This window comes from Streptosporangium sp. G11, from assembly GCF_051192615.1.
Taxonomy (GTDB): domain Bacteria; phylum Actinomycetota; class Actinomycetes; order Streptosporangiales; family Streptosporangiaceae; genus Streptosporangium.
Window position 1 is genome coordinate 208,436 of sequence record NZ_JBPJUQ010000007.1, and the last position, 25,812, is coordinate 234,247.

At 70.4% G+C, this 25,812-nt stretch carries 20 protein-coding genes; 15 read left to right on the top strand and 5 right to left on the bottom strand.

Translation table 11 applies throughout. The features are described from left to right. The first annotated feature begins 153 nt into the window (after positions 1-153). Positions 154-1,428, top strand: coding sequence for an extracellular catalytic domain type 1 short-chain-length polyhydroxyalkanoate depolymerase (locus ACSDR0_RS10385; RefSeq protein WP_435288544.1), 1,275 nt, complete (start codon positions 154-156; stop codon positions 1,426-1,428). 134 nt (positions 1,429-1,562) lie between these two features. Continuing rightward, the gene (locus tag ACSDR0_RS10390; RefSeq protein WP_435288545.1) at positions 1,563-1,748 is read left to right on the top strand and encodes a hypothetical protein; all 186 of its coding nucleotides are present in this window, start codon (positions 1,563-1,565) and stop codon (positions 1,746-1,748) included. On the opposite strand, the gene ACSDR0_RS10395 is transcribed toward ACSDR0_RS10390, so the two are convergent. The 3 genes from ACSDR0_RS10395 to ACSDR0_RS10405 are packed head-to-tail and all read right to left on the bottom strand — an operon-like array spanning position 1,741 to position 4,806. Beyond that, a complete protein-coding gene (locus tag ACSDR0_RS10395; RefSeq protein WP_435288546.1) occupies positions 1,741-2,565 on the bottom strand; it encodes a carbohydrate ABC transporter permease in 825 nt (274 codons plus the stop codon). The genes ACSDR0_RS10390 and ACSDR0_RS10395 overlap by 8 nt on opposite strands. Continuing rightward, positions 2,562-3,482: a carbohydrate ABC transporter permease gene (locus ACSDR0_RS10400; protein WP_435288547.1), complete on the bottom strand. Its 921-nt coding sequence runs from the start codon at positions 3,480-3,482 to the stop codon at positions 2,562-2,564. Before ACSDR0_RS10400 ends, ACSDR0_RS10395 begins: the two co-directional genes overlap by 4 nt. A 4-nt stretch (positions 3,483-3,486) precedes the next feature. Next, positions 3,487-4,806 carry an ABC transporter substrate-binding protein gene (locus ACSDR0_RS10405; protein WP_435288548.1) on the bottom strand — a complete coding sequence of 440 codons (1,320 nt, stop codon included), beginning with the start codon at positions 4,804-4,806 and terminating at the stop codon, positions 3,487-3,489. A 155-nt stretch (positions 4,807-4,961) separates the two neighbouring features. Here ACSDR0_RS10405 and ACSDR0_RS10410 point away from each other — a divergent pair, with 155 nt between their 5' ends. The 7 genes from ACSDR0_RS10410 (at position 4,962) to ACSDR0_RS10440 (ending at position 11,514) form a co-directional block, all read left to right on the top strand. Continuing rightward, the gene (locus tag ACSDR0_RS10410; RefSeq protein ID WP_435288549.1) at positions 4,962-5,708 is read left to right on the top strand and encodes an SDR family NAD(P)-dependent oxidoreductase; all 747 of its coding nucleotides are present in this window, start codon (positions 4,962-4,964) and stop codon (positions 5,706-5,708) included. A 34-nt stretch (positions 5,709-5,742) separates the two neighbouring features. Then, positions 5,743-6,543: a FadR/GntR family transcriptional regulator gene (locus ACSDR0_RS10415; RefSeq protein WP_435288550.1), complete on the top strand. Its 801-nt coding sequence runs from the start codon at positions 5,743-5,745 to the stop codon at positions 6,541-6,543. Continuing rightward, complete coding sequence (gene dgoD / locus ACSDR0_RS10420; RefSeq protein ID WP_435288551.1) at positions 6,540-7,685, top strand: galactonate dehydratase; 1,146 nt, start codon at positions 6,540-6,542, stop codon at positions 7,683-7,685. The genes ACSDR0_RS10415 and dgoD overlap by 4 nt, the downstream gene beginning before the upstream one ends. 104 nt (positions 7,686-7,789) lie before the next feature. Then, positions 7,790-8,758 carry a sugar kinase gene (locus ACSDR0_RS10425; RefSeq protein WP_435288552.1) on the top strand — a complete coding sequence of 323 codons (969 nt, stop codon included), beginning with the start codon at positions 7,790-7,792 and terminating at the stop codon, positions 8,756-8,758. Further along, positions 8,755-9,348 (top strand): bifunctional 4-hydroxy-2-oxoglutarate aldolase/2-dehydro-3-deoxy-phosphogluconate aldolase, encoded by a 594-nt coding sequence (locus ACSDR0_RS10430; protein ID WP_435288553.1) that lies wholly within the window; start codon positions 8,755-8,757, stop codon positions 9,346-9,348. The genes ACSDR0_RS10425 and ACSDR0_RS10430 overlap by 4 nt, the downstream gene beginning before the upstream one ends. 108 nt (positions 9,349-9,456) lie before the next feature. Further along, positions 9,457-10,854, top strand: a complete 1,398-nt coding sequence (locus tag ACSDR0_RS10435) for a M6 family metalloprotease domain-containing protein (RefSeq protein ID WP_435288554.1) — start codon at positions 9,457-9,459, stop codon at positions 10,852-10,854. 195 nt (positions 10,855-11,049) lie between these two features. Then, the gene (locus tag ACSDR0_RS10440; RefSeq protein ID WP_435288555.1) at positions 11,050-11,514 is read left to right on the top strand and encodes a GNAT family N-acetyltransferase; all 465 of its coding nucleotides are present in this window, start codon (positions 11,050-11,052) and stop codon (positions 11,512-11,514) included. 214 nt (positions 11,515-11,728) lie between these two features. Here ACSDR0_RS10440 and ACSDR0_RS10445 read toward each other — a convergent pair whose 3' ends face one another. Next, the gene (locus ACSDR0_RS10445) at positions 11,729-14,176 is read right to left on the bottom strand and encodes a M14 family metallopeptidase (protein ID WP_435288556.1); all 2,448 of its coding nucleotides are present in this window, start codon (positions 14,174-14,176) and stop codon (positions 11,729-11,731) included. A gap of 367 nt (positions 14,177-14,543) precedes the next feature. Here ACSDR0_RS10445 and ACSDR0_RS10450 point away from each other — a divergent pair, with 367 nt between their 5' ends. The 6 genes from ACSDR0_RS10450 (at position 14,544) to sppA (ending at position 25,049) form a co-directional block, all read left to right on the top strand. After that, complete coding sequence (locus ACSDR0_RS10450) at positions 14,544-15,221, top strand: hypothetical protein (RefSeq protein WP_435288557.1); 678 nt, start codon at positions 14,544-14,546, stop codon at positions 15,219-15,221. Positions 15,222-15,224: 3 nt separating this feature from the next. After that, positions 15,225-16,451 carry a copper amine oxidase gene (locus tag ACSDR0_RS10455; protein WP_435288558.1) on the top strand — a complete coding sequence of 409 codons (1,227 nt, stop codon included), beginning with the start codon at positions 15,225-15,227 and terminating at the stop codon, positions 16,449-16,451. A gap of 265 nt (positions 16,452-16,716) precedes the next feature. Continuing rightward, on the top strand, positions 16,717-19,029 hold the full coding sequence (glgB, locus tag ACSDR0_RS10460; protein WP_435288559.1) for a 1,4-alpha-glucan branching protein GlgB: 2,313 nt from the start codon (positions 16,717-16,719) through the stop codon (positions 19,027-19,029). Between the two features lie 366 nt (positions 19,030-19,395). Then, on the top strand, positions 19,396-21,000 hold the full coding sequence (locus ACSDR0_RS10465; protein WP_435288560.1) for a glycosyl hydrolase family 18 protein: 1,605 nt from the start codon (positions 19,396-19,398) through the stop codon (positions 20,998-21,000). Positions 21,001-21,148: 148 nt separating this feature from the next. Continuing rightward, positions 21,149-23,227 carry a S8 family peptidase gene (locus ACSDR0_RS10470; protein ID WP_435288561.1) on the top strand — a complete coding sequence of 693 codons (2,079 nt, stop codon included), beginning with the start codon at positions 21,149-21,151 and terminating at the stop codon, positions 23,225-23,227. 118 nt (positions 23,228-23,345) lie between these two features. Further along, complete coding sequence (gene sppA / locus ACSDR0_RS10475; RefSeq protein ID WP_435288562.1) at positions 23,346-25,049, top strand: signal peptide peptidase SppA; 1,704 nt, start codon at positions 23,346-23,348, stop codon at positions 25,047-25,049. 110 nt (positions 25,050-25,159) lie between these two features. On the opposite strand, the gene ACSDR0_RS10480 is transcribed toward sppA, so the two are convergent. Then, positions 25,160-25,630, bottom strand: coding sequence for a flavin reductase family protein (locus tag ACSDR0_RS10480; RefSeq protein ID WP_435288563.1), 471 nt, complete (start codon positions 25,628-25,630; stop codon positions 25,160-25,162). Positions 25,631-25,812 lie beyond the last annotated feature (182 nt).

Here is a 25,812-nt window from a genome sequence, read left to right on the forward strand (position 1 = left end):
GCAAACAACTTTAACTTTCGGCGACAAGTGTGAGGCGTCGAACGCCGGGGCCACGGTCAGGGGCTCCGGCGATCGGCCGTAGCCGAAAGGAGAGCCACGATGTCCGACAGCGATGTTCCATGCCGGGCCCAGCCGGGACCGGGGAGCAGTCGGATGAGAACGGCCCTGCGACTGCTGTGCGCGGCCCTTCCCCTCCTGCTCGGCCTGGCGCTGACGACCTCACCCGCGTCCTCCGCGTCCCTGGTGGAGGTCACCGGTTTCGGGACGAACCCCAGCAATCTCAGGATGCACATCTACGTCCCGGATCGGGTGGCGCCCCGTCCCGCCATCCTGCTGGCGGTGCACTACTGCACCGGTTCCGGCCCGGCCTTCCACTCCGGCACGCAGTTCGCCTCGCTGGCCGACCAGTACGGGTTCGTCGTGATCTACCCGTCGGCCACCCGCAGCGGGAGCTGCTTCGACGTCTCCTCCCCCGAGGCGCTCAGGCGCGGCGGCGGGAGCGACCCGGTCGGGCTCATGTCCATGGTGACCTACGCCCAGCAGCGCCACAACGGTGACCCGTCGCGGGTCTACGTGACGGGTGCCTCCTCCGGCGCGATGATGACCGAGGTCCTGCTGGGTCTGTATCCGGACGTGTTCAAGGCCGGAGCGGCCTTCATGGGCGTCCCCTTCGGCTGCTTCGCCAGCTCCTCGGGGTGGAACAGCGAGTGCGCCAACGGCACGATCATCAGGACTCCCCAGGAGTGGGGCAACCTGGTGCGGGCCGCCTATCCCGGATACACCGGCGCCCGGCCCCGCGTCCAGCTGTGGCACGGCACCGAGGACTCCACCCTGCGCTATCCGAACCTGGGCGAGGCGGTCAAGCAGTGGACCAACGTCCACGGCCTGAGCCAGACGCCGACCTCCACCGACACGCCCCGGGCGGGCTGGAACCGCAGCCGCTACGCCGACTCCGCGGGCACCGTCAGGGTCGAGTCCTACAGCCTGCCGGGCGTCGGGCACAACCTGCCCCAGAGCGGGATGGCCGAGTCCGCGATCCAGTTCTTCGGCCTGGACACCCCCGGCCCCTCCCCCACCCCGACGCCCACGCCCACACCCACCCCCACGCCCGGCCCCTCCTCCTGCCGGGTCACCTACAGCGCCAACAGCTGGAACACCGGCTTCACCGCCAACCTGTCCGTCACCAACACCGGCACCTCGGCGATCAACGGCTGGGAGCTGAGGTTCACCTTCCCCGGGAACCAGCGGGTCACCCAGGGCTGGAACGCCACCTGGTCCCAGTCCGGCCAGGTCGTGACCGGCCGCAACGCCGCCTACAACGGCACCCTGAACCCCGGGCAGTCCGCCGGGCTCGGTTTCAACGCCTCCTACAGCGGGACCAACACCGCCCCCGGCTCGTTCACCCTCAACGGCTCGACCTGTAGCTGACCCCCGGGACACGACAAGAGACACCCCGCGGCGGGCCCGCCGCGGGGAACCCGTGGAACCGGGCGAAGCAGGTGACCAAGCGAACCGGGTGAACCGGCGCGCCACGCGGGGAGGGCGTCCAGAGGTCACCCCCGGTGGAACACGACCGGTTCCGCGTCGTGGTCCGCGGTCCGGCGGACCGGCAGGCCCGCCGAGGTCAGGTGGCCGCCGGAGTGGGCCGTGTCGCCGTGGCGGTAGACGGCGTCGGCGTGCTGTCGTGCTCGGGCACGGCGACCGCGTACTCCGTCGTGTCGCCACGAGGCACCCACCGCGTCACTTGACCGCTCCGATCGCGAGGCCCGAGATGAAGTGCCGCTGGAACCGCAGGAACACCAGGAGCGTCGGCACGGCGGCGATGATCGTGCCCGCCGCGATGACGTTCCAGGAGGAGACGAACTGGCCCTGCAACCCGAGCAGCGCCGGGGTGACCGGCATCTTGGTGTCCGTGCGCAGCACGGTGATCGCCCACAGCAGGTCGTTGAAGATCCAGGTGAAGGAGAGCGCGCCGAGCGCGGCCAGGGCGGGCCTGGTCAGCGGCAGCACGATGCGCCAGAAGACCTGCGCGACGCCCGCGCCGTCGATGGTGGCCGCCTCCTGGATCGCGGAGGGCAGCTCGCGCATGAAACCGTGCAGGACGAAGGTGTAGAAGCCGAGCCCGAACGCGACGTGGACGGCGACCAGCGCGGCGAGCGTGTCATACGTGCCGGTGAGCTCGGCGAACTTGGAGACCGGGATGAGCAGGATCTGCGGCGGCAGCAGGTTGCCCGCGAGCATGAGCAGCAGCAGCGTGCGGCGGAAGGGGATGCGGTAGCGGCTCAGCGCGAACGCCGCCATGGCCGCCAGCAGCAGGCTCAGCGCGACCGCGGGCACGGTCACCAGGAAGCTGTTGACGAGCGACTGGAGCTGGCCGCCGTCGCTCCACGCCTGGCGGTAGGTGTCGAGCGTGAACGAGCGGGGCAGGCTGCCCACCCCGTTGGCGGCCACGTCGTCGAAGGTGCGCAGCGAGGTGAGCACCACCCAGATGATCGGTGACAGCCAGAGCAGCGACAGCAGCGCCATGCTCCCGTGGAAGACCCCGGTCCGAAGCCCTCTTGTCATGATTCCTCCTTGAAGGCACGGACCAGATAGCCGAGGATCACGACGAGTGCGAGCGCGAAGATGACCACCGCGATGGCCGAGCCGTAGCCGAGGCGCAGGCTCTGGAACGCCGCCGAGTACATGTAGGTGCTCAGCAACTCGGACGAGTGGTACGGCCCTCCCCTGGTGAGCGACCAGACGATGTCGAAGGAGCGCAGCGAGTCGATGACGATGACCGAGAGCACGACCGCGTTGACCCCGCGCAACTGCGGGACGGTGATGTGCCTGAGCCGCTGCCAGCCCCCGGCCCCGTCCACCTTGGCCGCCTCGTACAGGGCAGGGTCGATCGCCTTGAGCCCGGCGAGATAGAGCACCATGACATAGCCGATCTGCCGCCACAGGGCGGGCAGGATCACCGCGTAGAGCGCGGTGTCCGGGTCGGCGAGCCAGGGACGGCTCAGGTGCTCCAGCCCGACCGCGGTGAGGACCTGGTCGGCCAGCCCGTCGGGCTGGTAGAAGACCCGCCACACCAGCGCGGTCACGACCAGCGAGAAGACGACCGGGGTGAAGAGCGCCGCCCGGTAGAAGCCGACGCCCCGCCGGTCGCGTTGCAGCACCAGCGCCATGCCGAAACCGCCGAGCACGGAGAGCCCGCCGAAGAGCACCAGCCACAGCACGGTGTTGCCGAGCGCGCCCCGGAAGATCGGATCGCCCGCGAGCTCGGCGAAGTTCGCCAGGCCGACGAACTCGGGCGGGGTGAGCCCGTCCCAGCGCGTCAGCGACAGGTAGAGGCCCTGCACCGCGGGCCAGAAGACCCAGATGCTCTCCACCACGAAGGGCACCAGGACGAACACCGCGAGCAGCGGCGACAGGCTCTGGACCGATCGCCGCCGACGGCTCGCCGGCTTCGCCGGGGGTGTTGACAGGAGGGTGGCCATCACCTCACCCCTTGAAGACCTTCTGCGCGGCCGTCTGCCATTCGCTCAGGATGGTGTCGATCTCGTCAGGCTTGTCCATGAACTTGGTCAGCGCCGTGTCGGCGGTCGGCTGCAGGGCGTCGCTGGAGTCGCGGTTGAAGAACTGGGTGAGCTCCGCGGCCTCGTCCAGCATCGCCTTGCCCTTGGCGACCAGCGGCGAGTCGGCCGCCTTGGCCTTGGGGTTGGCGGGGAGCACGATGCCGGAGCTGCTCGCGATGTAGAGCTCCTGTGCCTCGGCCGAGGCCAGGTAGGTGAGCAGGGCCTTGGCGCCGGCCGGATTCGCCGACTTGGCGCTGGCGAAGAAGCCGTCGGTCGGGGCCTCCTCGACGATCGGCACCGCGGGGTCGATGATGGGGAACCGGAAGAAGTCCAGGTCGTCGAGGGCGTCCTTGGGGGCGGCGTCGGCGAAGAAGGTGCCGATGAGGAACATCCCGGTCTTCCCCCCGAGCAGGGCCGTGGTCGCCTCCTGGAACGGGTAGGCCTTGCCCTTCGGGTCGAAGTAGGGGAGCACCTCGCGCCACTTGGCGAAGACGGCCTTCACCTTGGGGTCGTCGAAGCGCTGCTTGCCCGCCAGCAGCTCCCGGTGGAAGTCGGCGCCGTTGATCCGGATGTTGAGGTAGTCGAACCAGACGGAGGCCACCCACGGGGTGTCGCCCAGGCCGATGCCGATCGGCGGGATCCCCTTGCCCTTCAGCGTCTCGCACAGCGTGAGGAACTCGGCCCAGGTCTTCGGCTCCTGCACACCCCACTTGGCGAAGTTGGACTTGCGGTAGAAGAAGCCCCACCAGTAGTTGTTCATCGGCACGAAGATCTGCCGGCCCGTGCCGTCGGTGGACAGCTCGCGCAGCGCCGCGGGGTAGTCGCCCATCGAGCCCCACACGTCGGACACGTCGAGCAGCAGGTTCTTGTCGGCGTAGTTGTTGGCGACGGAACCCGCGTACCAGGTGTAGAGGTCGGGCGGGTTAGCGGAGGTGAGGTAGGTCGGCAGCTGGGTGCGGTAGGTCTCCGAGGCGACGGTGTTGAGCGTCGCCGTGCCCTTGCCCAGTTTGTTGAACCCGTCGATGATCTTCTGCATCGCCGCCTTGGCCTGCGGCGAGGACAGGTTGGACTGGAGGGTGACCGGCCCGGCCGGGGCGGCACCGGACGAGGTGGCGGCCGCCGTCGCGGCGGGCCTGGTCGCGGAGGTGGCACAGCCGCTCGCCAGTCCGGCGGCACCGAGCGCGCCCAGACCGGCGAGTCCCATCTGCCCGAGGAACCGGCGGCGACCGGAGTCGAAGTCGCTCAAGGGTGTTCCCTCCTTCGTCGACACGTTACGTGACATCACTTTGTGTCGGTTATGTGAACGTCGTGAGCAGAAGGTTGCATCGGTCCCCATCGACTGTCAATATATTTCATAATTAATGATTTAACTGAGACCGGCAAGGCGACAGGAGACTGATCATGCACCGGCTTTCGGGGAAGGTCGCACTGGTCACGGGGGCCGGGGCGGGGATCGGGGCGGCGAGCGCCCGGCGTCTCGCCGCCGAGGGTGCCGCCGTGGTGCTGCTGGACGTCCGTGACGCGACGGACCTCGCGGACGAGATCCGCTCCACCGGCGGTCGATCACTGTCCGTGGTCGGCGACGTCTCGGACGAGGCCGACTGGGCCGCGGCGGTCGACGCCACGCGCGCCAGATTCGGCCCCGTCGACATCCTGGTGAGCAACGCGTACGCCGTCGAGGTTGCGCCCGCCCACGAGACCAGCCGCCGGTCGTGGGACCACCAGCTGGCCGTCAGCCTCACCGGCACCTTCCTGGGCGTGCGGGCCTGCCTGCCCGACCTGCGGGCGGGCCGGGGGGCGGTCGTCGTCGTCTCCTCCGTGCACGCCCTGGTCGGCCTGCCCGGCCGCCCCGCCTACGCGGCGGCCAAGGGCGGGCTCCTCGCCCTGAGCAGGCAGCTCGCCGTGGAGTACGGGCCCGAGGTCCGGCTGAACACCGTCATCCCCGGCCCCATCCTCACCGCCGCCTGGGACCAGGTGCCGGAGGAGGACCGGCGGCGCAGCGTCGTGGAGACCGTCGCGAAGCGGTTCGGCACCCCGGAGGAGGTGGCCGCCGCCGTCGCGTTCCTCGCGTCACCGGACGCGGCCTACGTCACCGGCGCCAGCCTCGTTGTGGACGGCGGCTGGACCGCGATGAAAGCCTCGGCCTGAAACATCGTTCACCAACAGGGAAGGCGCGAAAACCTTGGCACGGTACGCACATCGCGGCGTCCACGGGCAGACCGTCGAGATCGTCGCGCGGCGAATTCTCAGCGGCGGGATCGCCGAGGGCGAGACGCTCAACATCGTGGCTCTGCAGGAGGAGCTCGGCGTGAGCCTCACCGCACTGCGCGAGGCACTCAAGGTGCTCTCCGCCAAGGGCATCGTCGACGCCCGGCAGCGGCGCGGCACGTTCGTGCGTCCGCGCACCGACTGGAACCTGCTCGACGGCGATGTGATCCGCTGGCAGTTCGACGAGCACACCGACCCGCGGCTGCTTGACGAGCTGCACGAGGTGCGCACCATCGTGGAGCCCGCCGCCGCCCGGCTGGCCAGCGACAGGGCCACGGAGGCGGACCGCGCCGCCCTGGACGCCGCCCTCGGCGCGATGGCCGCCGCCGACGGCGACCCCGTGGCGGCCGTGGCCGCCGACCTGCTCTTCCACCGCGCGCTGCTGGCCGCCACGCACAACGAGCTGCTGGAGCGGATGGAGATCGTCATCGAGACCGGTCTGGCCGAACGGGACCGCCTGGTGCACGGGGGCGAGCACCACGACGACCCGGTGCCCAGCCACCGGGCGGTGGTGGAGGCGATCCACGACCGCGACCCCGACGCCGCGGAACACGCCATGCGGGTGCTGCTGGCCAAGGCCGTCCACGACGTGGACAGGGTCCGCCGATCGAAGGACCCGAAAGACTCGAAGCCCCCGAAGTCCCCCCAGACCTCGAAGGACCCGAAGGACCCGAAGACCTCGAAGGGCTCGCGGGACTCGGAGGAAGAGCAGTGAAGATCGAGCGAGTCGAGACCTTCCTCGTCCCGCCGCGCTGGCTCTTCTGCCGCGTGGAGACCGACGAGGGCATCGTCGGCTGGGGCGAGCCGGTCGTCGAGGGCCGCGCCGAGGTGGTGCGGGCGGCGGTGGAGGTGCTCGCCGGATACCTCGTCGGCGAGGACCCCCTGCGGATCGAGCACCACTGGCAGGTGCTCACCAAGGGCGGCTTCTACCGGGGTGGCCCCGTGCTCTCCAGTGCCGTCGCGGGTCTCGACCAGGCGCTGTGGGACATCGCGGGGCAGGCGTACGGCGCCCCGGTCCACGCGCTGCTCGGCGGCCCGGTACGCGACCGCCTCCGGGTGTACTCCTGGGTGGGCGGCGACGAGCCCGGCGAGGTGGCCGCCGCGGTCGCCGCCCAGGTCGAGGCGGGTTTCACCGCGGTCAAGATGAACGCCACCGGCCGCCTCTCCCCCCTTCCCACCTCGGCCGAGATCGACGCCGTGGTACGCCGGCTCGCCGCCGCCAGGGAGGTGCTCGGCGACGACCGCGACGTGGCCGTCGACTTCCACGGCCGGGCGGGCGCCGCGGCGGTCCGCCGCATCCTCCCGGAACTCGCGGCGCTGCGGCCGCTGTTCGCGGAGGAGCCCCTGCTTCCCGAGCAGGGCCACGCCCTGCACGACGTCGTCACCTGCTCGCCGATCCCGATCGCCACCGGGGAGCGGCTGTACGGCCGCGCCGAGTTCCTCGCGCCGCTGCAGGCCGGTGTCGCCGTGGTGCAGCCGGATCTCTCCCACGCGGGCGGCATCTCCGAGGTACGCCGCATCGCGGCCCTCGCCGAGACCTACGGGGCCCTCCTCGCGCCGCACTGCCCGCTCGGCCCGATCGCCCTGGCCGCGAGCGCGCAGGTCGCCTTCGCCACGCCCAACTTCCTCATCCAGGAACAGAGCGTCGGCATCCACTACAACGAGGGGGCGGACCTCCTCGACTACGTCGTCGACCCCGAGCCGTTCCGCTTCGTCGACGGGCATCTGCGCCGGATGGACGCCCCCGGCCTGGGCATCACCGTGGACGAGCGGGCGGTCCGCCACGCAGACCGTGCGGGCCATGCCTGGCGCAACCCGGTCTGGCACCACGACGACGGCTCGTTCGCCGAATGGTGACCGGCCGGCTCGTCCCGGCCCCGCCTCGGGTGCCGGCCGGCGGCGGGGAGCGACCTGGAGGCTCACCGTCCCCGCGTTCCACACCGACCACAGGAAAGAATGTCATGAACATGCCTGATGTTCAGGTGTCCGACGTCCTCACCCTCGGAGAGACGCTCGTCAGCCTGTACGTGCAGGGACAGCGCCTCGACAGCGCGCCCTACCTGGCCAAGGCGATAGCCGGGGCGGAGGCGAACGTCGCCATCGGCCTGGCCCGGCTCGGCGCGCGGCCCGCGATGATCTCGCGGGTCGGCCCCGACCCCTTCGGCGTGGAGGTCCACCGCACCCTGCGCGGCGAGGGCGTGGACGTCGGCCACGTGAAGAAGGGCGAATCCCCGACGGGGATGATGGTCAAGGAGGTGCTCGGCCCGCACCTCACGAACGTGTACTACTACCGGGCCGGATCCGCCGCGACCGAGCTGACCGGCGCCGACGTACCCGGCGAGCTCGTCGCGAGGGCCCGCCGCGTCCACGTCACCGGCGTCACGCTCGCCCTCGGCCGGGGCCCCGCCCAGGCCGTGCGCACCCTCGTCGGCCTGGCCCGCGACCACGGCGTGCCGGTGAGCTTCGACCCGAACATCCGCCGCAAGCTGTGGACCCTCGAAGAGGCCGCCGCGGCCTGCCGCACGTTGCTGCCGGACGTCGACGACCTGCTCCTCGGCGAGGACGAGGCACTCGCCATCAGCGCGACCACCACCTGCGCGGACGCGCTGAGCGCCCTCGCCGACCTCGGCATCCCCCGGGTCGTGATCCGTCGTGGCGACCGCGGATGCGTCGCCGTCGAGCGGGGCGGTGAGCCGATCGACCTGCCCGCCCACCCGGCCCCGGCCGTCGTCGACACCGTCGGGGCGGGGGACGCGTTCACCGCGGGCTACCTGTTCGAGATGCTCGGCGGCCGGTCCTTCGCCGACGCCCTGCGGACCGGGTCGTGGACCGCCGCCCAGGTGGTGGCCCACCGGGGCGACTACGAGGGGTTCCCGCGCCTGCACGAGTACGAGGCCTTCGTTTCAGGACAGGAAGGATTCGATCGATGATCGACCTGGTCAGATCCCATCGGCTGGTGGCGATCATTCGCAAGCGGAGCGAGGACGAGGCGCGCGCCGCCGCGACCGAGGTTCTGTCCGCGGGTGTGAAGCTCATCGAGATCACCATGACCACCCCCGGCGCGCTGCGGCTCATCCGTGAGCTGACCGGCGCGTGGCCGGACGTCGTGGTGGGCGCCGGGACCGTGCTCACGGCGCGGGCGACGGAGGCGGCGATCGAGGCCGGTGCCCGCTTCGTCGTCGCGCCCAACGTCGACCGCGCCGTCATCGAGGCCGCGCACGACGGCGGGGCCGCCGCCATGCCCGGGGCCTTCACCCCGACCGAGGCGCTGGCCGCGATGAGTTTCGGCGCGGACGTCGTCAAGCTCTATCCCGCCTCGGGAATCGGCCTGGCCGCCTTCGGCGACCTGTCCCGCGCCCTCGATCAGGTGCCCTTCATGCCGACGGGCGGGGTGACCGTGCGGGACGCGCCGGAGTGGATCCGCGCGGGCGCGATCGCCGTCGGCATGGGCGACGCCCTCACCCGGGCGAGCACCGGCGAACTGGCCGGTCTCGTGGCCGGGCTCGGCGGTACGGGGTGATCGGAGCGATCGGCGCGGACGCGTCGGCCGCCGGTTGAGTAGGGATACTCACGACAGGAACCCCTCTCTCTCCTACCTTCACTGGAAGGACGGACGAGGGGGGACATCATGCACTTCGTTCCACTGGCGCCAGACGCGCTGGACAGGCTGGAGGCCCGCTTCCACGAGCTGAGGGCCGCCGGGATCCTGCCCGAGCACCTGACGTTCGAGGACTACTACACGGTGTGGCGCTCCGAGCGGCGCGGACCGCGCCCGGCGGGTCTGGACGACGGTGCCGTCGTCCCGCACGCCCCCGACGTGAGCCTGATCAACCGGCCGCCCAGGAAGCTCAAGGGCGTCGTCAGGACCCTGGTGCTGCTGGTCGACTTCGACGACCGGCCGCATGATCCGGCTCACGACGTGGAGCACTTCGAAAGGCTGCTGTTCGGCACCCAGGCGGGCAGCATGCGCGACTTCTACCGGAAGGTCAGCGGCTTCGGCGACGACCGGGGCATCGACGTGCGGGGCGAGGTGTTCGGCTGGTTCCGGCTGCCGCGGACGCTGGCCTTCTACGCCAACGACAAATCGGGGATGGACGAGCAGAACTTCCCGCGCAACGCCCAGGGCATGGCGCGCGACGCGGTGCTGGCCGCCATGGAGGCGGGCGTCGACTTCGACCCCTCCTACGACGTGCTCGACGAGAACCGGGTCACCGCGCTGTTCGTCGTGCACGCCGGTCCGGGCGCCGAGACCTTCTCGGACGCCGCCGGGCTGCAGTTCATCTGGAGCCTGAAGTGGACCGTCGGCGAGCAGCCGATCACGGTCGGGCCCGGCCTGCAGGTGAGCACCTTCCTGACCGTGCCCGAGGACTGCAACGTCGGCGTCTGCGCCCACGAGTGGGGACACCTGGCTGCGCGCTGGGCCGACTACTACGACACCGACCGGGCGCAGACCGGCGCCAAGTCGCACGGGCTGGGCAACTTCTGCCTGATGGCGGCGGGATCGTGGGGCGACAACGGCGTCACACCCGTTTTCCCGACCAGCATGCTGCGCATGTTCCACGACTGGGTCACCCCGCGCCTGGTCACCGAGACCACCCGCGGCATCACGCTCCGCCCGGCGGCCGAGGGCGGCGACTTCGTCGTCGTCCACAACGAGCGGACGATGAAGGACACGCAGTACATCGTCGTCGAGTACCGCCGCCGGCGAGGTCAGGACGAGTTCCTGCCCGACCAGGGCGTCGCGGTCTACGTCGTGGACGAGGCCGTTCCCGGCGTCGACGACGAGCGGCGCCTGGCGATCGAGCTGATGCAGGCCGACGGCCTCCGCCAGCTCGCCAGGATCGGCAGCCTCGGCAACAGGGGCGACGCGGGCGACCTGTACCCCTTCCAGGGCAACGCGAGCATCGGCAGGGACACCTCGCCGGCGCTGAACCTGCCCGGCGGCGGGTGGACGGGCGTGACCATCGAGATCTCCGGCACACCGGGCGACGAGGAGATGACGATCGACGTCGTCGTCGGCGCGTGACCACGCGGAGCGCTCCGTGCGCGTGAACACCACGCGGAGCGCTCCGTGCGCGCGGACACCACGCGAACATCACGCGCGCGGACACCGGGGGAGCGGAACTGTCCGGGCAAGCGGGAGTTCAGCGGGTGCCAAGGCGGGCACGCCAGTATGGTCCGCATGCCGTTCCTACCGAGGTCCCATGAGATTCCCGCAGGTGTGAAGCACGAGAGGTTCCATATCCGGCCCATCACGATTCACGACGCGGTGCGCGACTTCGACGCCGTGATGAGCAGCGCGGCCCCGCTGCGGGAGCGCTTCCCGCTGTGGGGCGGCTGGCCGCTCGACGACATGACGCTGGAGAACAACCTGATCGACCTGGCCTGGCACCAGAAGGAGGCCCTGCTGCGCAGGTCGTTCAACTACGCGGTCATGAGTCCCGACGAGTCCCGCCTGCTCGGGTGCGTCTACGTCGATCCTCCGGAGAAGCGGGGGGCCGACGCCGACGTGTCGTTCTGGGTACGGGCCGACGAGGAGGGCACGGGCCTGGAGGAGGAGCTGGAGCCGGTGGTCCGCGCCTGGCTGGACGAGGCGTGGCCGTACGCCACGGTGCGCTGGCCGGGCAGGGAGATCTCCTGGGAGGAGTGGGATCTCCTGCCGGACGTGCCCCGTGCGGACGGGTGACACGCTCCGGGTGAGCGGGTGAGCGGGTGACCCGCTTCGGGCGGGTGACGCGATCCGGACGGACGGGGGACGCGACCCGGGCCCGTCGTCGACGGGCCCGGGGGCCGGGTCCGGGAGCCTGGTCCCGCCGTAGAGGCCGGTCCCCCGCCACAGGCGGCGGCCACCGGCCGGGGGGACCGGTGGCCGCGCGAACGTGCGATCGTGCGAACGAGGGTCAGGGAACCCGGGTGATCCTCACCTTCTCCTTGCGGTAGTTGTCGCCGTGGCCGTCCGGCCGGTAGCCGTTCTCGACGTTCCCGGTGATGTCAACGGCGAACCAGCGCACATCGGTGGTCTTGGTGACCGTGATCTGCTGCGCGCCCTCGCGCGTCCCCGCGGCGGCGAGCTTGGTGGAACTCAGCGTCGGGCGGCTGCCGTCCAGCGTGTAGTACACGTTGGCGGGCTCGTCGGTCGCGAAGGTGAACGTGGACGAGGTGGTGGTCCAGCCGGTCCTCTTCAGCTCCGACCGAGGACGCTTCCTGTCGTCGGCGAAGGACCGGGCGATCTCCAGGATGCCGATCTGGCCGCTGGCGAACTCCATGGCCTCCTCGTGCCCCTCCGCGAAGTCCGGCTGGAAGCCGACCGCCCGGAACTGCTTGGTCGCCGGGTCGTAGACGTCCGCGCCGACCTCGAAGTCCCAGCCGATGATGCCCCGGCTGTACCAGTGCTCGTCGGCGCTGTTGCCGGCCGCGGAGTACAGCACGTCCGGCACCGGACCGGTGCGGCCCGGCCAGATCCCCGTGCCGCGCCACGACTGGACCGCGGAGAGGATGTGGTCGGAGGCGTCCCAGAAGAAGTTCTCCGTGCCGTAGTCGACGCGCGGCAGCAGCTCGCGCCCGGCGGCCTTGTACGCGCCCGGAGGCCACATGAAATAGCCGCCGTAGGAGTGCGTGTTCATCGCGAACTTGATGTTCGGGTACTGGGTGGTGAGCCAGACCTCGTTGCGCGCTTCCGGCTCCGACAGCTCGGCCGGGCCCGCGAAGGTGTCGCTGGTGCAGGTGGTCGAGGCGCCGCTGTAGCCGTCGAAGACGGAACCGACCGAGAAGTTGCGGTTCAGGTCCACGCCCCAGGAGTTGCGCCGCGCCGGGTCGGCCGCGTTGGCCGGGCAGTGGTTGGTCAGGTTGCGGCGCTGCATGTTGTAGTCGTACATGCTGTAATGCCCGCCGTCGGGGTTGGACGTGGGCAGGATGAAGATGTCGAGGTCGTCGACCAGCTTCTTGGTCCGCCCGTCGCGGGCGTAGTTGCGCAGGAGCCGCTCGGCGGTCTCCAGGCAGACCAGCGGGGTCACCCACTCGCGGGCGTGCTCCTGGCAGTAGAGGAACACGCCGGTCTTCGACCCGTCACGCTTCTTGCCGATGCGCAGCGCCTTCGTCTGGAACGGCTCGCGTGAGATGGTCGCCGGCGCCTTCAGGTTGTCGGTCAGTCTCGTCGCCGCCGCCGCGTCGACGAGGCCGGTACCGGCGTTGCCCCGGTACGTGGCCGCGCTCAGGAGTGCCGACGCCGCACTGTTGCCGTTGAGCGCCTCCACCACCTGGACGGCGGTGCTGCTGATCGCGGAGGACGCGTCCGTGCCGAGGTTGACCACGACGTCCTTGCCGCTCACGGAGACGCCCAGCGGGCTGGAGGCGGTGTCGGGCTTCACCAGGGCGACGCTGACGTCGTTGCCGCCCTCGTGCCCGTACGCCTTCGAGCTCACGTAGAACGTGCTCGCCGCGACCGTGCCGAACTGTGCCTGCGCCGCCCGGCGGTAGCCGTTCGTCTTGTGGGGCAGGTCGACGATCTGGCTGATCTTCGGGAACTCCGCGGCCAGGGCGGTGATCCTGCCGGTGAGCTCGGTGGGGTCCATGTAGCGGTCGACGAAGTCCGCGACGTAGTGGGGGTTCGGCGCCTTGCGCGGGGATCCCAGCCACTTGGTCACCGGAACCGTGACCGAGCCGCCGCGGTTGCTCGTGATCGTGACCTTGGTGGGGACCGCGGTGAGGGAGAGCGGCGAGCTGAACCGGTGGTACATGTACTGTCCGGCATCGGTGAAGCGCGACATCGTCGTGGTGCCGCCCGAGTCGGGGGGCGTATTCCTGCCGCTGTCCCAGGTGGCGGTGAGCACGGTCTCCGCGTCGACGGCGCTCGACTTCACCTCCACCGACAGGAAGCGCCGGTCGTCGAGGCTGGTGAACCACTCGGCGCGGAGCGGGGTCAGCGTGTCGACCTCCGCCGCCGCCTCCGCGGCCTCCTTGAGCGCCTCCCGCCGTTCCGCCTTGTTCTCGGCGACGTCGCTCTGGTCGGAGATGGGACCGCGTACGTCGAAGCCGAGGTCACGCAGTTTCTGGGCCTCCGGGGGGCTCAGTACGGCGTGGACCTCCAGGCCGCCCTCGACGGACTTCTTGTATTCCGCGAGGTCGACGTCCAGGGCGTTGAGCCGGTCCACGGCCGCCTGGTCGGGAACGATGACGCGCAGCAGCGCCACGCCGTCCTGTTCGGTGCTGGACCGCCGGTCGGGGGCGACCTCGCCGACCGGCGGAGCGGGGACGGCGAGAACGGGCAGCGAGCCGAGGCTGAGGGCGAGAGGCAGGGCGAGCAGGACCGCGGCGCGGCCCACCCTCCTGCCGGTGAGGGAGCTCCTCATGAAAGATTCCTCCAGTTGGCGCACGTCCCAGGTCGTTGGTCACCTGGAAATAAGTGCGCTATCGGCAAGAATCTTCACCAGAGGGCAAATATCCGTCAAGGAGCAAAATACCGGCGTAACCCACCCCAATTACCCAGGCGGATATTTATCCGGGCCCACGGAGCGGTGTCCCCGGACCACGCCGAGGAGACGGGAAGACCGGAGAGAGCCCCGTCCCGCTCCGAGTGTCACGGTCCAAAATGCGGACGGAAGACCCCAAATACCCACAACATAAACCAAAAGTGCAATACGCCTTTGGACCCGTCTGGACACTCCCCGATCGCTACTCTTCGCAATGAAAAGTCAACGGTGAGTAAAGAGGGCGTTCATGGGGCGAAGACTGATGGTGATGGCGGTCGCGGGGGCGGGGGTGGCCCTCGTCGCCGGGGCGGCGTTGTTCGTCTCCGGAGAGCAGGGGTCGCAGGCAGCGAGGTCCGCCCCGGGGGTGCCCGCGCGAGAAGATCCGCTGACCGGCCAGGAGGTCGCCCAGGCCACCGTGATCGCGTCGGCGGGGTCCAGATCTCACATGGCCGCCGGGCGGATCAAGCTGCTCTACGTGGAGCGCGACGACGACAAGGACTCCTCCCCCGACCGCCGCCGCGCCGACGCGTACCTCTACGACTACGGCGGCGACAGGCTCATCGTGCGGACCGTCGACCTCGGCCGGGGCGAGGTCGTGCGGGAGACCGTGGCGCGGGGCGTGCAACCGCCGCCGTCGAAGGAGGAGGAGACGACGGCCGCGGGGCTCCTGCTGTCCCACCCGGGATACGGCAAGACCGTGCGCGACGCGTACGCCAAGGCCGGGGGCGGGCGACTGAGGTCGGCGGTGGACCTGGGGCTGCGCGGGCTGATCTTCATCCCGTCCGGCGAGAGCGGGCCCGCCGGGGAGTGCGAGGTCCACCGGTGCCTGCGGCTGTTCGTCCGGCTGCCCGACGGCACCTGGCTGGACACCAGCCGGATGGTCGTCGACCTGTCCGCCAAGAAGATCCACACTCTGGAGTGGTAATCCGTGTTCCTCCGCCTCACCCTCTCCTGCGCCCTGCTCGCCGGAGGGCTCGCCGCACCCGGTGCTCCCATACCGCCGCTACCGCCACCGCGCACGTCGTCCAGCGCGCCGCCACCGTCCGGCGCCCCGGCGGGAACGGGCGGGACGACGGCCGCGCGGCCTCCGGCGGCTCCCTGCAACGCGCCGTACCGCGTCGACAAGACCCTGCCCAACGGGGCGCGCTGGCAGCTCTGCTGGGAGATGCGCAACGTCGAGGGCCTGACCCTGACCAGGATCGTCTACACGCCGAGGAACCAGCGGCCGATCACCGTGCTGCGCAGCACCTCGCTGGCCCAGATCCACGTGCCGTACGACAGGGGCCGGCCCCGCTACCACGACATCGGGTCGCTGGGCTACACCGCCATCCCGCTGCGGGCCGCGGACTGCCCGCTCGGCGAGCGCCGCGAGCAGTTCGTCTGCGTGACGACCAGGGCTCGCGGCCACGCGCACCTGAAGGCGGTCCCCGAGCGGCTGAACATGACGGCCCAGGGGCGTGACCTGGTGGTGTTCGCCGCCTTCCAGGTCGGCTGGTACACCTACCTGGCCGAATGGGCCTTCTCCGACGACGGCGCGATCACCCCGCGTGTGGGGGCCACCGGGTCGCTGGCCGGGTTCACCACCACGCCCGAGCACGGCTGGCCCATCGGGGTGGGCGACAGCGGGTTCGAGGCGAGCCACACCCACAACATCTTCTGGCGCCTGGACTTCGACGTGGCGGGCCGGGCGGACGACGTCGTGGAGCAGTACGACTTCAGCGGCTCCGGGACCGCGAGCCGGAAGATCCTGCGGACGGCGTTCGCGACGGAGGCCAGGTCCGTCAGCAGGCCGATGCGCTGGTGGCGGGTGGTCGACGGGAAGGTGCGCAACACCGACGGGCACCGTGTCTCCTGGGAGATCAACAACTCCGACAGCGCCCAGTACCGGGGCCCCGCCGACGAGGCCTTCACCCGGGCCGATCTCTACGTCACCGACTACCGCTCCTGCGAGCGCCTGGCGACGGTCAACCCGTCTCCCCGGTGCGCCCGGTCCGTCGACCGCTACACCAACGGGGAGCGGCTCGCCGACCCGGTCCTGTGGGTCAACGTCGGCTACCACCACGTCCCCCGCGACGAGGACGCCGACCCCATGCCGAGCCACTGGCAGGGGTTCCGCATCACCCCCCGTGACGTCACCGCCAGAAACCCGTACTGACCGGCCGTTCCCGATGCCGGCCGCGCCGGGCGACATCGGGCGGCGCGATCACCGGCGGCGGCCCGAACGCGGGCACGACGCCGCCGGTGATCGGATACGTTCGGCGAACGGCGTTGTGACCGGCCTCTACATAACCGACAATCGTGACTTTTCTCTCCATCGGATCCGCACGTTTTCCCAACACGCATGGTGATAGCGGACAGGGGCATGGGTTGGGTCACCCGAGTAGGGCAAGGTAGGGGCTATCGATCTACGGGAGTAAGCCATGAACGCGCACTTGGACCTGGACCGGCTCGCGGGCGGAGCGCACCACGATCCGCACTCGATCCTCGGGTCGCACCTGGGTCCCGAGGGCGTGACGATCCGGACACTGCGGCCCTTGGCCCAGAAGGTCCAGGTGCTCGTGGACGACAGAACCCACGACATGAGACACGTGGCCCACGGTGTGTTCGCGGTGACCCTGCCCGGAGTCGACAAGATCCCCGACTACCGGCTGCGGATCACCTACGCCGGGGCCGCGCCGTACGAGACCACCGACCCCTACCGGCACTGGCCCACGCTGGGCGAGGTGGACCTGCACCTCATCGGCGAGGGGCGTCACGAGCGGCTCTGGGAGATCCTCGGCGCGCGGGTCATACGGCACGAGGACGTGGACGGCACGGCCTTCGCCGTGTGGGCGCCCAACGCCCGGGGCGTCCGGGTCATCGGCGACTTCAACCACTGGGACGGCGGCGCGTACCCCATGCGCTCGCTCGGCAGGTCGGGCGTGTGGGAGCTCTTCATCCCCGATCTCGGCCCCGGCGACCGCTACAAGTTCAGCATCCTCGGCGCGGACGGGGTCTGGCGGGCCAAGGCCGACCCGATGGCCCGGCGCACCGAGCTGCCGCCCGCGACCGCGTCGGTGATCGAGAAGTCGGAGTACACCTGGCGGGACGACGAGTGGATGCGCCGCCGCGCGGAGGGTGACGCCCTGCGGGAGGCGATGAGCGTCTACGAGGTGCACCTCGGCTCGTGGCGGCCCGGCCTGTCGTACCGGGAACTGGCCGTCGAGCTGGTCGACTACGTGGTGGACATGGGGTTCACGCACGTGGAGCTGATGCCGGTGGCCGAGCACCCGTTCGGCGGCTCTTGGGGTTACCAGGTGACGTCCTACTACGCCCCGACGTCCCGCTTCGGCTCCCCCGACGACTTCCGCCACCTGGTCGACAGCCTGCACGAGGCGGGCATCGGGGTGCTGGTCGACTGGGTGCCCGCGCACTTCCCGATGGACGAGTGGGCGCTGGCCAGGTTCGACGGCACCCCGCTGTACGAGCACGCCGACCCGGCGCGGGGCGAGCACCCCGAGTGGGGCACCTACATCTTCGACTTCGGTCGCAGGGAGGTGCGCAACTTCCTGGTCGCCAACGCGGTGTACTGGCTGCGCGAGTTCCACGTCGACGGGCTGCGCGTCGACGCGGTCGCCTCGATGCTCTACCTCGACTACTCGCGGCGCGAGGGCGAGTGGACGCCCAACGAGTACGGCGGCAGGGAGAACCTCGACGCGGTCGCCTTCCTCAAGGAGATGAACGCGGTCGCCTACCGCGAGGCGCCGGGCATCATCACCGTCGCCGAGGAGTCGACCGCGTGGCCGGGCGTCTCCCGTCCGGTGCATCTGGGCGGGCTCGGTTTCGGGTTCAAGTGGAACATGGGCTGGATGCACGACACGCTCGCGTACCTCAAGCACGAGCCGGTCTTCCGCCAGTACCACCACCACCAGATGACGTTCTCGCTGATGTACGCCTACTCGGAGAACTTCACGCTGCCGCTCTCGCACGACGAGGTGGTGCACGGCAAGGGGTCGCTGCTCGGCAAGATGCCCGGCGACGAGTGGCAGCGGTTCGCGAACCTGCGGGCGCTGTTCGCCTTCATGTGGGCCCACCCCGGCAAGCAGCTGCTGTTCATGGGCGGCGAGTTCGGTCAGGGCTCGGAGTGGTCGGAGGAGCGCGGGCTCGACTGGTGGGTGCTCGACTTCGACGGGCACCGGGGAGTGCAGCGGCTGGTCCGCGACCTCAACCGGGTCTACAAGGAGTCTCCGGCCCTGTGGAGCGTGGACGCCTCCCCCGACGGCTTCCGCTGGATCGACGCCGACGACGCGCTGGGCAACGTGTTCTCCTTCCTTCGCTACGCCGAGGACGGCTCGGTGGTGGCGTGCGTGGCCAACTTCTCCGGCGCGCCGCACGAGAACTACCGTCTCGGCCTGCCCTTCGCCGGCTCGTGGGAGGAGGTGCTCAACACCGACGCCTACGACTACGCGGGCAGCGGCGTGGGCAACCTCGGCACCGTCGAGGCCGTCGAGGAGCCGCGCCACGGTCTCCCGTACTCGGCCTCCCTGCGCGTCCCGCCCCTGGGCACCCTCTGGCTGCGCCACCCGGGCGAGCTCGCACCGGCCGCGGACGAGCGCGCACTGGAGATCATCCAGGCCGCGGAGGAGGAGATCGTACGGGATCGGCCGGGGGAGAACGTGACCGAGCTGCCCGCCGGAGACGAGCCGGGGGGACCGGAGGAGCCGAAGGAGCGCAGGGAGGCCGAACCGGCCTGATCACGGCTCGACGACATCGGAATCCGACTCGCCCGGGGCCGGTCGCACCGTCGTGCGACCGGCCCTTCCGCGTTCCACTGCCTTCAATAGGCATATCCGTTTTGTGCGCTTTTTGTGTGTTATATCGCTTTTAATGTCGCTTTTTGCGGCTCGCACGGTCACGTCGGCATCCCGCCCCGGACGCCCGCCTCACGCCTCACCCTTCCCGCACCCGCGCCGCCGCCTGCCCAGCCGAAAACCTTAAATCGGCCTTATATCCACGAACAAGGCATTGACCGTCGGCGTACGAGAACCTACGCTCTGGAAACTAATAGGAAACTTTCCTATGAATACGGGGACTTGGCACTCTCTGACCTGGAGCGACCCTTGCGACGAATTACCATCGGCTCCTTCATCGCGGCGGCGGCGCTGCTGGTCCCCCTGGGGATCGGCACGGCGACGGCCGCCACACCCGCCACCGCGACCTACTCGACCACCTCCAACTGGGGCTCCGGTTTCGAGGGCAAGGTCGTCGTGAAAGCCGGAACGAGCGCGCTGACCAGCTGGAAGGTCGAGTTCGACCTTCCCTCCGGCACCTCGATCAGCTCGTCCTGGGACGCCGACCTGACGAAGAGCGGCAACCACTACACCTTCGTCAACAAGGCATGGAACGGCGCGCTCGCGGCGGGCGCCTCCACGAGCTTCGGTTTCAACGGCGCGCCCGGTGGCATTACCGACGTGCTGAACTGCAAGCTCAACGGCGCCGCCTGCAACGGCACCGGCACCCCGACCCCGACCCCCACCCCGACGCCCACGGTCACCCCCACGCCGACCCCCACCCCCACCCCGACGGTCACCCCCACGGTCCAGCCCCCCGGCGGCAAGAAGATCGTCGGATACTTCACCCAGTGGGGCGTCTACGCCCGCAACTTCCACGTGAAGAACCTGGTCACGAACGGCTCCGCGTCGAAGCTGACGCACATCCTGTACGCCTTCGGCAACACCACCGGCGGCCGGTGCACCATCGGTGACTCCTACGCCGACTACGAGAAGGCCTACACCGCCGACCAGAGCGTCGACGGCGTCGCCGACACCTGGGACCAGCCGCTGCGCGGCAACTTCAACCAGCTCCGCGAGCTGAAGAAGGCCTACCCGAACATCAAGGTCATCTGGTCCTTCGGCGGCTGGACCTGGTCCGGCGGCTTCACCCAGGCCGCGCAGAACCCGGCCGCGTTCGCCGACTCCTGCTACAACCTGGTCGAGGACCCTCGCTGGGCCGACGTGTTCGACGGCATCGACGTCGACTGGGAGTACCCCAACGCCTGTGGCCTGACCTGTGACAGCAGCGGCCCGAACGCCTTCAAGAACATCATCTCCGCGCTGCGCACCAAGTTCGGCCCCAACGCCCTCGTCACCGCGGCGACCACGGCCGACGGCTCCAACGGCGGCAAGATCGACGTCGCCGACTACGCGGGGGCCATCAACAACCTGAACTGGCTCATGCCGATGACGTACGACTACTTCGGCGCGTTCAACGCTCAGGGCCCGACGGCTCCGCACTCGCCCCTGACCTCCTACCCCGGCATCCCGCAGGCCGGGTTCAACTCCGACGCGGCGATCCAGAAGTTCAAGTCCAAGGGCATCCCGGCCAACAAGCTGCTGCTGGGCATCGGCTTCTACGGCCGCGGCTGGACCGGCGTGACCCAGGCGGCTCCGGGCGGCTCCGCCACCGGCGCGGCCCAGGGCACCTACGAGGCCGGGATCGAGGACTACAAGGTCCTCAAGACCAAGTGCCCGCCCACCGGCACCGTCGGCGGCACCGCCTACGCCTTCTGCAACGGCAACTGGTGGAGCTACGACACCCCCGCCACCATCGCCGGGAAGATGACCTACGCCAAGAACCAGGGTCTGGGCGGGGCGTTCTTCTGGGAGACCAGCGGCGACACCACCAACGGTGAGCTGATCACCGCGATCTCCAACGGCCTCAAGTAATATTTCGACCACTCGACCCTCCGTGTGCGCTACGCCGCGGGGGGTCGAGCATTTCTCCGAAGATCCTCCAAATCTGGGGCAAAGTATTCACGCGACGCATATAGCTGCTTAGACTCCGAAACGCCCGTTTGATCCCCCCGGAGGACGTGTGCGACTTCGAGCTCTCGTGGCCATGGCGTTGGTTCTCACCATCGCGCCCGCGGTACCCGCCCTCGCCGAGGATCCACCGGCGCCTCCAGCGCTCTCCGCGAGCGCGACCCCACCCGTGTCCCCGGACGACGGAACCGGGGGGACGGGCGGTCAGGAGACGCCACCCGCCACGCCGGCTCCGCCCCCCGCCGACGCGACGCCCCCTCCCCCGCTGCCGAAGCTGGAGGCGGGGCTCGCCGACGACTCCGACGGCGCCCGGGTCATCGTCGAGCTGGCCGCCCCCGCGGAGGCGGCGCCGGTGGCCGGTGAGGCACGGCAGCTGCCCGACGCCCAGGTCGTCCTCGAACCCGCGGACACCTCGTTCATCGTGGTCGACGGGAGCGGTGAATCGCTCGCCAAGCTGGCCGAGGACCCGCGCGTCCTCTCCATCCGCCGCGACCGCATGTACTCCCCCACCGCGCTGGACTCGACGGGCTCGCTGGGCTCGCTGGCCACGAGCCTGCAGGTGATCGGCGCGGACAAGGCGCACGCCGCGGGAACCAAGGGCCAGGGCCAGACGGTCGCGATCATCGACACCGGGATCGACGCCTCCCATCCCGACTTCGGGGGCAAGGTCGTGGAGCAGGCCTGCTTCTCCGCGACGGACGAGGGCGCGCAGTCCCTGTGCCCCAACGGGCAGACGAGCGACCCCGGGTCCGCCGACGCCAACACCGCCGCCTGCCTCAACGGGCAGGTCAACCTGTGCGACCACGGCACCCACGTGGCGGGGATCGCCCACGCCGTCGCACCCGACGCGGACATCGTGGCGATCCAGGTCTTCAGCAGGATCAACGACTGCGCCGACGAGGGCGGGGTCTGCCTGACCGCGTTCGAGTCCACGATCCTGCTCGCCCTGGAGCACGTCGCGAAGCTCAAGGAGGGCGGCAGGAACGTCGCCGCGGTGAACCTCAGCCTCGGTGGCGGCCTCTACGAGGGAACGTGTGACGCCGAACCCGAACTGGCGGCGATGAAGAACCGGATCGACGACCTGCGCGCCAAGGGCGTGGCCGTCGTGGCCGCCGCGGGCAACGAGGGCGTGTCCGGCGCCGGGGCCCCCGGCTGCTTCTCCGGCCCGGTGACGGTCGGCGCGACCGGCGACGACGACAGCGTCCCCTACTGGTCCAACCACGGCTCCGTGCTCGACCTCTTCGCCCCCGGCCTTGAGATCGACTCCGCGGTGCCCGGCGGCGGCCACCAGGTCTACAGCGGGACCTCGATGTCCACCCCGTTCGTCACCGGCGCCCTGGCGCTGGTGGCCCAGAAGGCCCCGGGCACCCCGGACGCGATGGCCGATCAGCTCAAGAAGGCGGGCCGCCCGATCGTCTACGGCGAGGTGACCACCCCGCGCCTCGACCTGAACGCCGCGATCGCCGGGGGCACCCCCAGCCCTCCCGTCACCCAGACGCCCCTCCCCGAGGAGCCCGGCGATCCTCCCGCCAACCCCGACGACCCGTCCGAGGAGCCCTCGGAGGAGCCGTCCGAGGAGCCCTCGGAGGAGCCCAGCCCCGAGCCCAGCTCCGGCCCCTCCCCGTCGGCCACGCCCAGCGACCCGGTGCCGACGCCGATCCCGCTGCCGACGGTGACGATCACCGTGACCGTGACCGTCCCCCCGACGGCGGCGGCGCCCGCGGTGTGCACGCGCGGCAAGTCCACCAAGACGCTGAGCGCCGCGCAGTGGGCGGTGGAGGTCACCCGGGGCAAGGGACAGATCAAGGACGCGACACTCGGCTGCTATCTCGGCCTGGTGACCAAGGCCAGCAAGGTCTTCGCCGAGGTCACGCCCGCCTCCACGCTGAGCGGCGCGTACCGGGTGCTCAAGCCCGCCAAGAAGACGTCGAAGGCCAAGCTGGAGAGCGAGCTGCTGGCCGCCTGGCTCAACTGGGCGAACGGCGGCGTGAACTTCACCGCGAAGATCAAGGAGAAGGCCACGCTGAAGACGGTCCTCACCTCGGTGGAGAAGGCACGCCTGAAGGGCTCCTCCCCCGCCGCGTCGACCTCGATGCTCAAGAAGCAGGTGAACGCCCGCCGGACCGCCTAGGCCGTCGTGTGGCCCCCGGGCCGGGTAAGCCCGGGGGCCTGAGGACCGGAAGCCCGGAAAGCAGGCGAACATCTACCGAACCGCATAAGCCCGGTATGCGTCGCTTAGGGTGAGGGGCATGGACGCGACCAAGGTGATCATCGACACTGTCGACCGGTTCAAGCAGCGGCGTACCGCTCCACTGGTTCTTGAGCTCGACCTCACCGAGGGCCTGACCGACGGCAGTCCTCCGGCGGATCCGCTGAGCGCCGTCCTGGCGATGCGCAAGACGAGCCTGACCGACGTGCTGGCCGGGCTCAAGCGCGCCAGGAAGGACGACCGGGTCAAGGCGCTGATCGTCAAGATCGGCACTCAGCCGCTGGGCCTGGCGATCGTCCAGGAGCTCCGCCACGCTGTGATCCACTTCCGGGCCTCGGGCAAGCTGACCGTCGCGTTCGCCGAGACCTTCGGCGAGTTCGGCGCGGGCACCGTCCCCTACTACCTGGGCAGCGCCTTCGAGCGGGTCTACCTCCAGCCGTCCGGCGACGTCGGGCTGACCGGCGTCGCGATGGAGCAGCGCTTCCTGCGGGGCGCGCTGGGCAAGCTCGGTGTCGAATACCAGATCGGCCAGCGGCACGAGTACAAGACCGCCGCCAACACCTTCACCAAGGACCACATGACCGAGGCCCACCGCGAGTCGATGGGCCGCATCACCGAGTCGGTCACCGAACAGGTCGTGGCCGGCATCGCCGAGGGGCGCGGGCTCGAACCGGCCAGGGTGCGCGAGCTCATCGACCAGGGCCCGTTCATCGGCGCCGAGGCCGTCGAGGCCGGGCTCGTCGACCGGCTGGCCTACCGCGACGAGGTGTACGACGAGGTCAAGGGAGCCGTCGGCGACAACGCGCTGCTGCTGTACGTCGGCCGCTACGCCAAGGCGCTGTCCGCGAAGAAGCTTCCGCACCCCGGCGAGCAGACCGTCGCGCTGGTCCGCGGCAACGGCGCGATCCGGCTCGGCCGCAGCGGCCGCAGCCCGATGGGCGGCGGTGGCGCCATGGGTTCCGACACCATCTGCGCCGCCCTGCGCGCGGCCCGCCGCGACGACAACGTCAAGGCCGTCGTCTTCAGGGTCGACAGCCCCGGCGGCTCGTACGTGGCCTCCGACGCCATCTGGCGCGAGGTCGTGCTCACCCGCAGGGCGGGCAAGCCCATCGTGATCTCGATGGGCGACCTGGCCGCCTCCGGTGGCTACATGGTCTCGATGGCAGCCGACGCGATCGTGGCCCAGCCGGGCACGCTCACCGGTTCCATCGGCGTGTTCGGCGGCAAGGCGGTCATCGGCGGGCTGCTGGAGAAGATCGGCGTGTCCTCCGAGACCGTCGGCGAGGGCGCCAACGCCGGAATGTTCTCCCCCACCAACGCCTTCTCCGAGGCGCAGTGGGCGCGGGTCAACGCCTGGCTCGACCGGGTCTACGACGACTTCGTGAACAAGGTCGCCGAGGGCCGCGGCCTGTCCCGCGAGCGCGCGCACGAGCTGGCCAAGGGCCGGGTCTGGACCGGAGCGGACGCCCTGGAGGGCGGTCTCGTCGACGAGCTCGGCGGCCTGGAGGACGCCCTGGCCCTGGCCCGCAAGAAGGCCGGGCTGCCCGTCGACGCCCCCGTGCGCGCCTACCCCAAGCTCAACCCCCTGGAGCGGCTGCGGCCCGCGGAGTCCAGCGAGGACAAGACCGCCGCCCTGGCCCAGGTCCGTCTGGAGGCGTGGGGCCCGATCGCCCACCTGGCGGGCGAGCTGGGCCTGCCGTCGTACGGGCCGCTGATGCTCCCGGGCTCGTGGACGATCCGCTGACCCCGTTTTCCACCGTTCCTCGGTGAGGCCATCGCGTCCGGACAGCACGTCCGGCGCGGCGGCCTCGCGCGGAGCGTCGGACGGAAGGGCGAGCGGCACCCCCCGGACGATCAGCGGTAGCGGCTCCGGTACCGCGTGAGCGGCAGGACCGACGCGTCGACGTAGTCGACCCCCAGGACCTTGGCGATGAACAGCGTGTGGTCCCCGGCCGGGACGACCTTGACCGTCTCGGCCTCCAGGGCGGTGACACCGCCGTCCACGACGAGAGCCTCACTCAGCGCACCCCGGTGGTGCGGTGTGCCCGCGAGCAGCAACCTGGCCCCCGGACGGCCCGCCGTGGCGAAGCGGCTGGCGATCGCCTTCTGCCCGGCCGACAGCACGCTGACGGCCCATCGGTCGTACCGGAGCAGCAACTCGTTGGGATATCCGGCGTTGTCCAGGCTCACCATCACCAGCGGCGGGTCCAGCGACAGCGAGGTGAAGGTGTCGATCGTCACCCCCACGTCGTCGCGCTCGTCCTTCACCGTGAGGACCGTCACAGCGGTTACCACCTGGGCCATGGACTCGACGAACTCGTTCATGCGGCCATCATCCCGGACCTGGGCAGGCGTTCGGCCCGGCGCGGTGCGGGGCCCCGACCGAGCGGCGGCCCAGCCGCCCGCGAGTTCGAATCCGCCGCCGGGCGGGATCGCCCCCGGCACAGGTCACGGTTGCCGGCGCCGTGTGACCTGGGCCCGACGACGAGACGACGACCTGTGAGAAC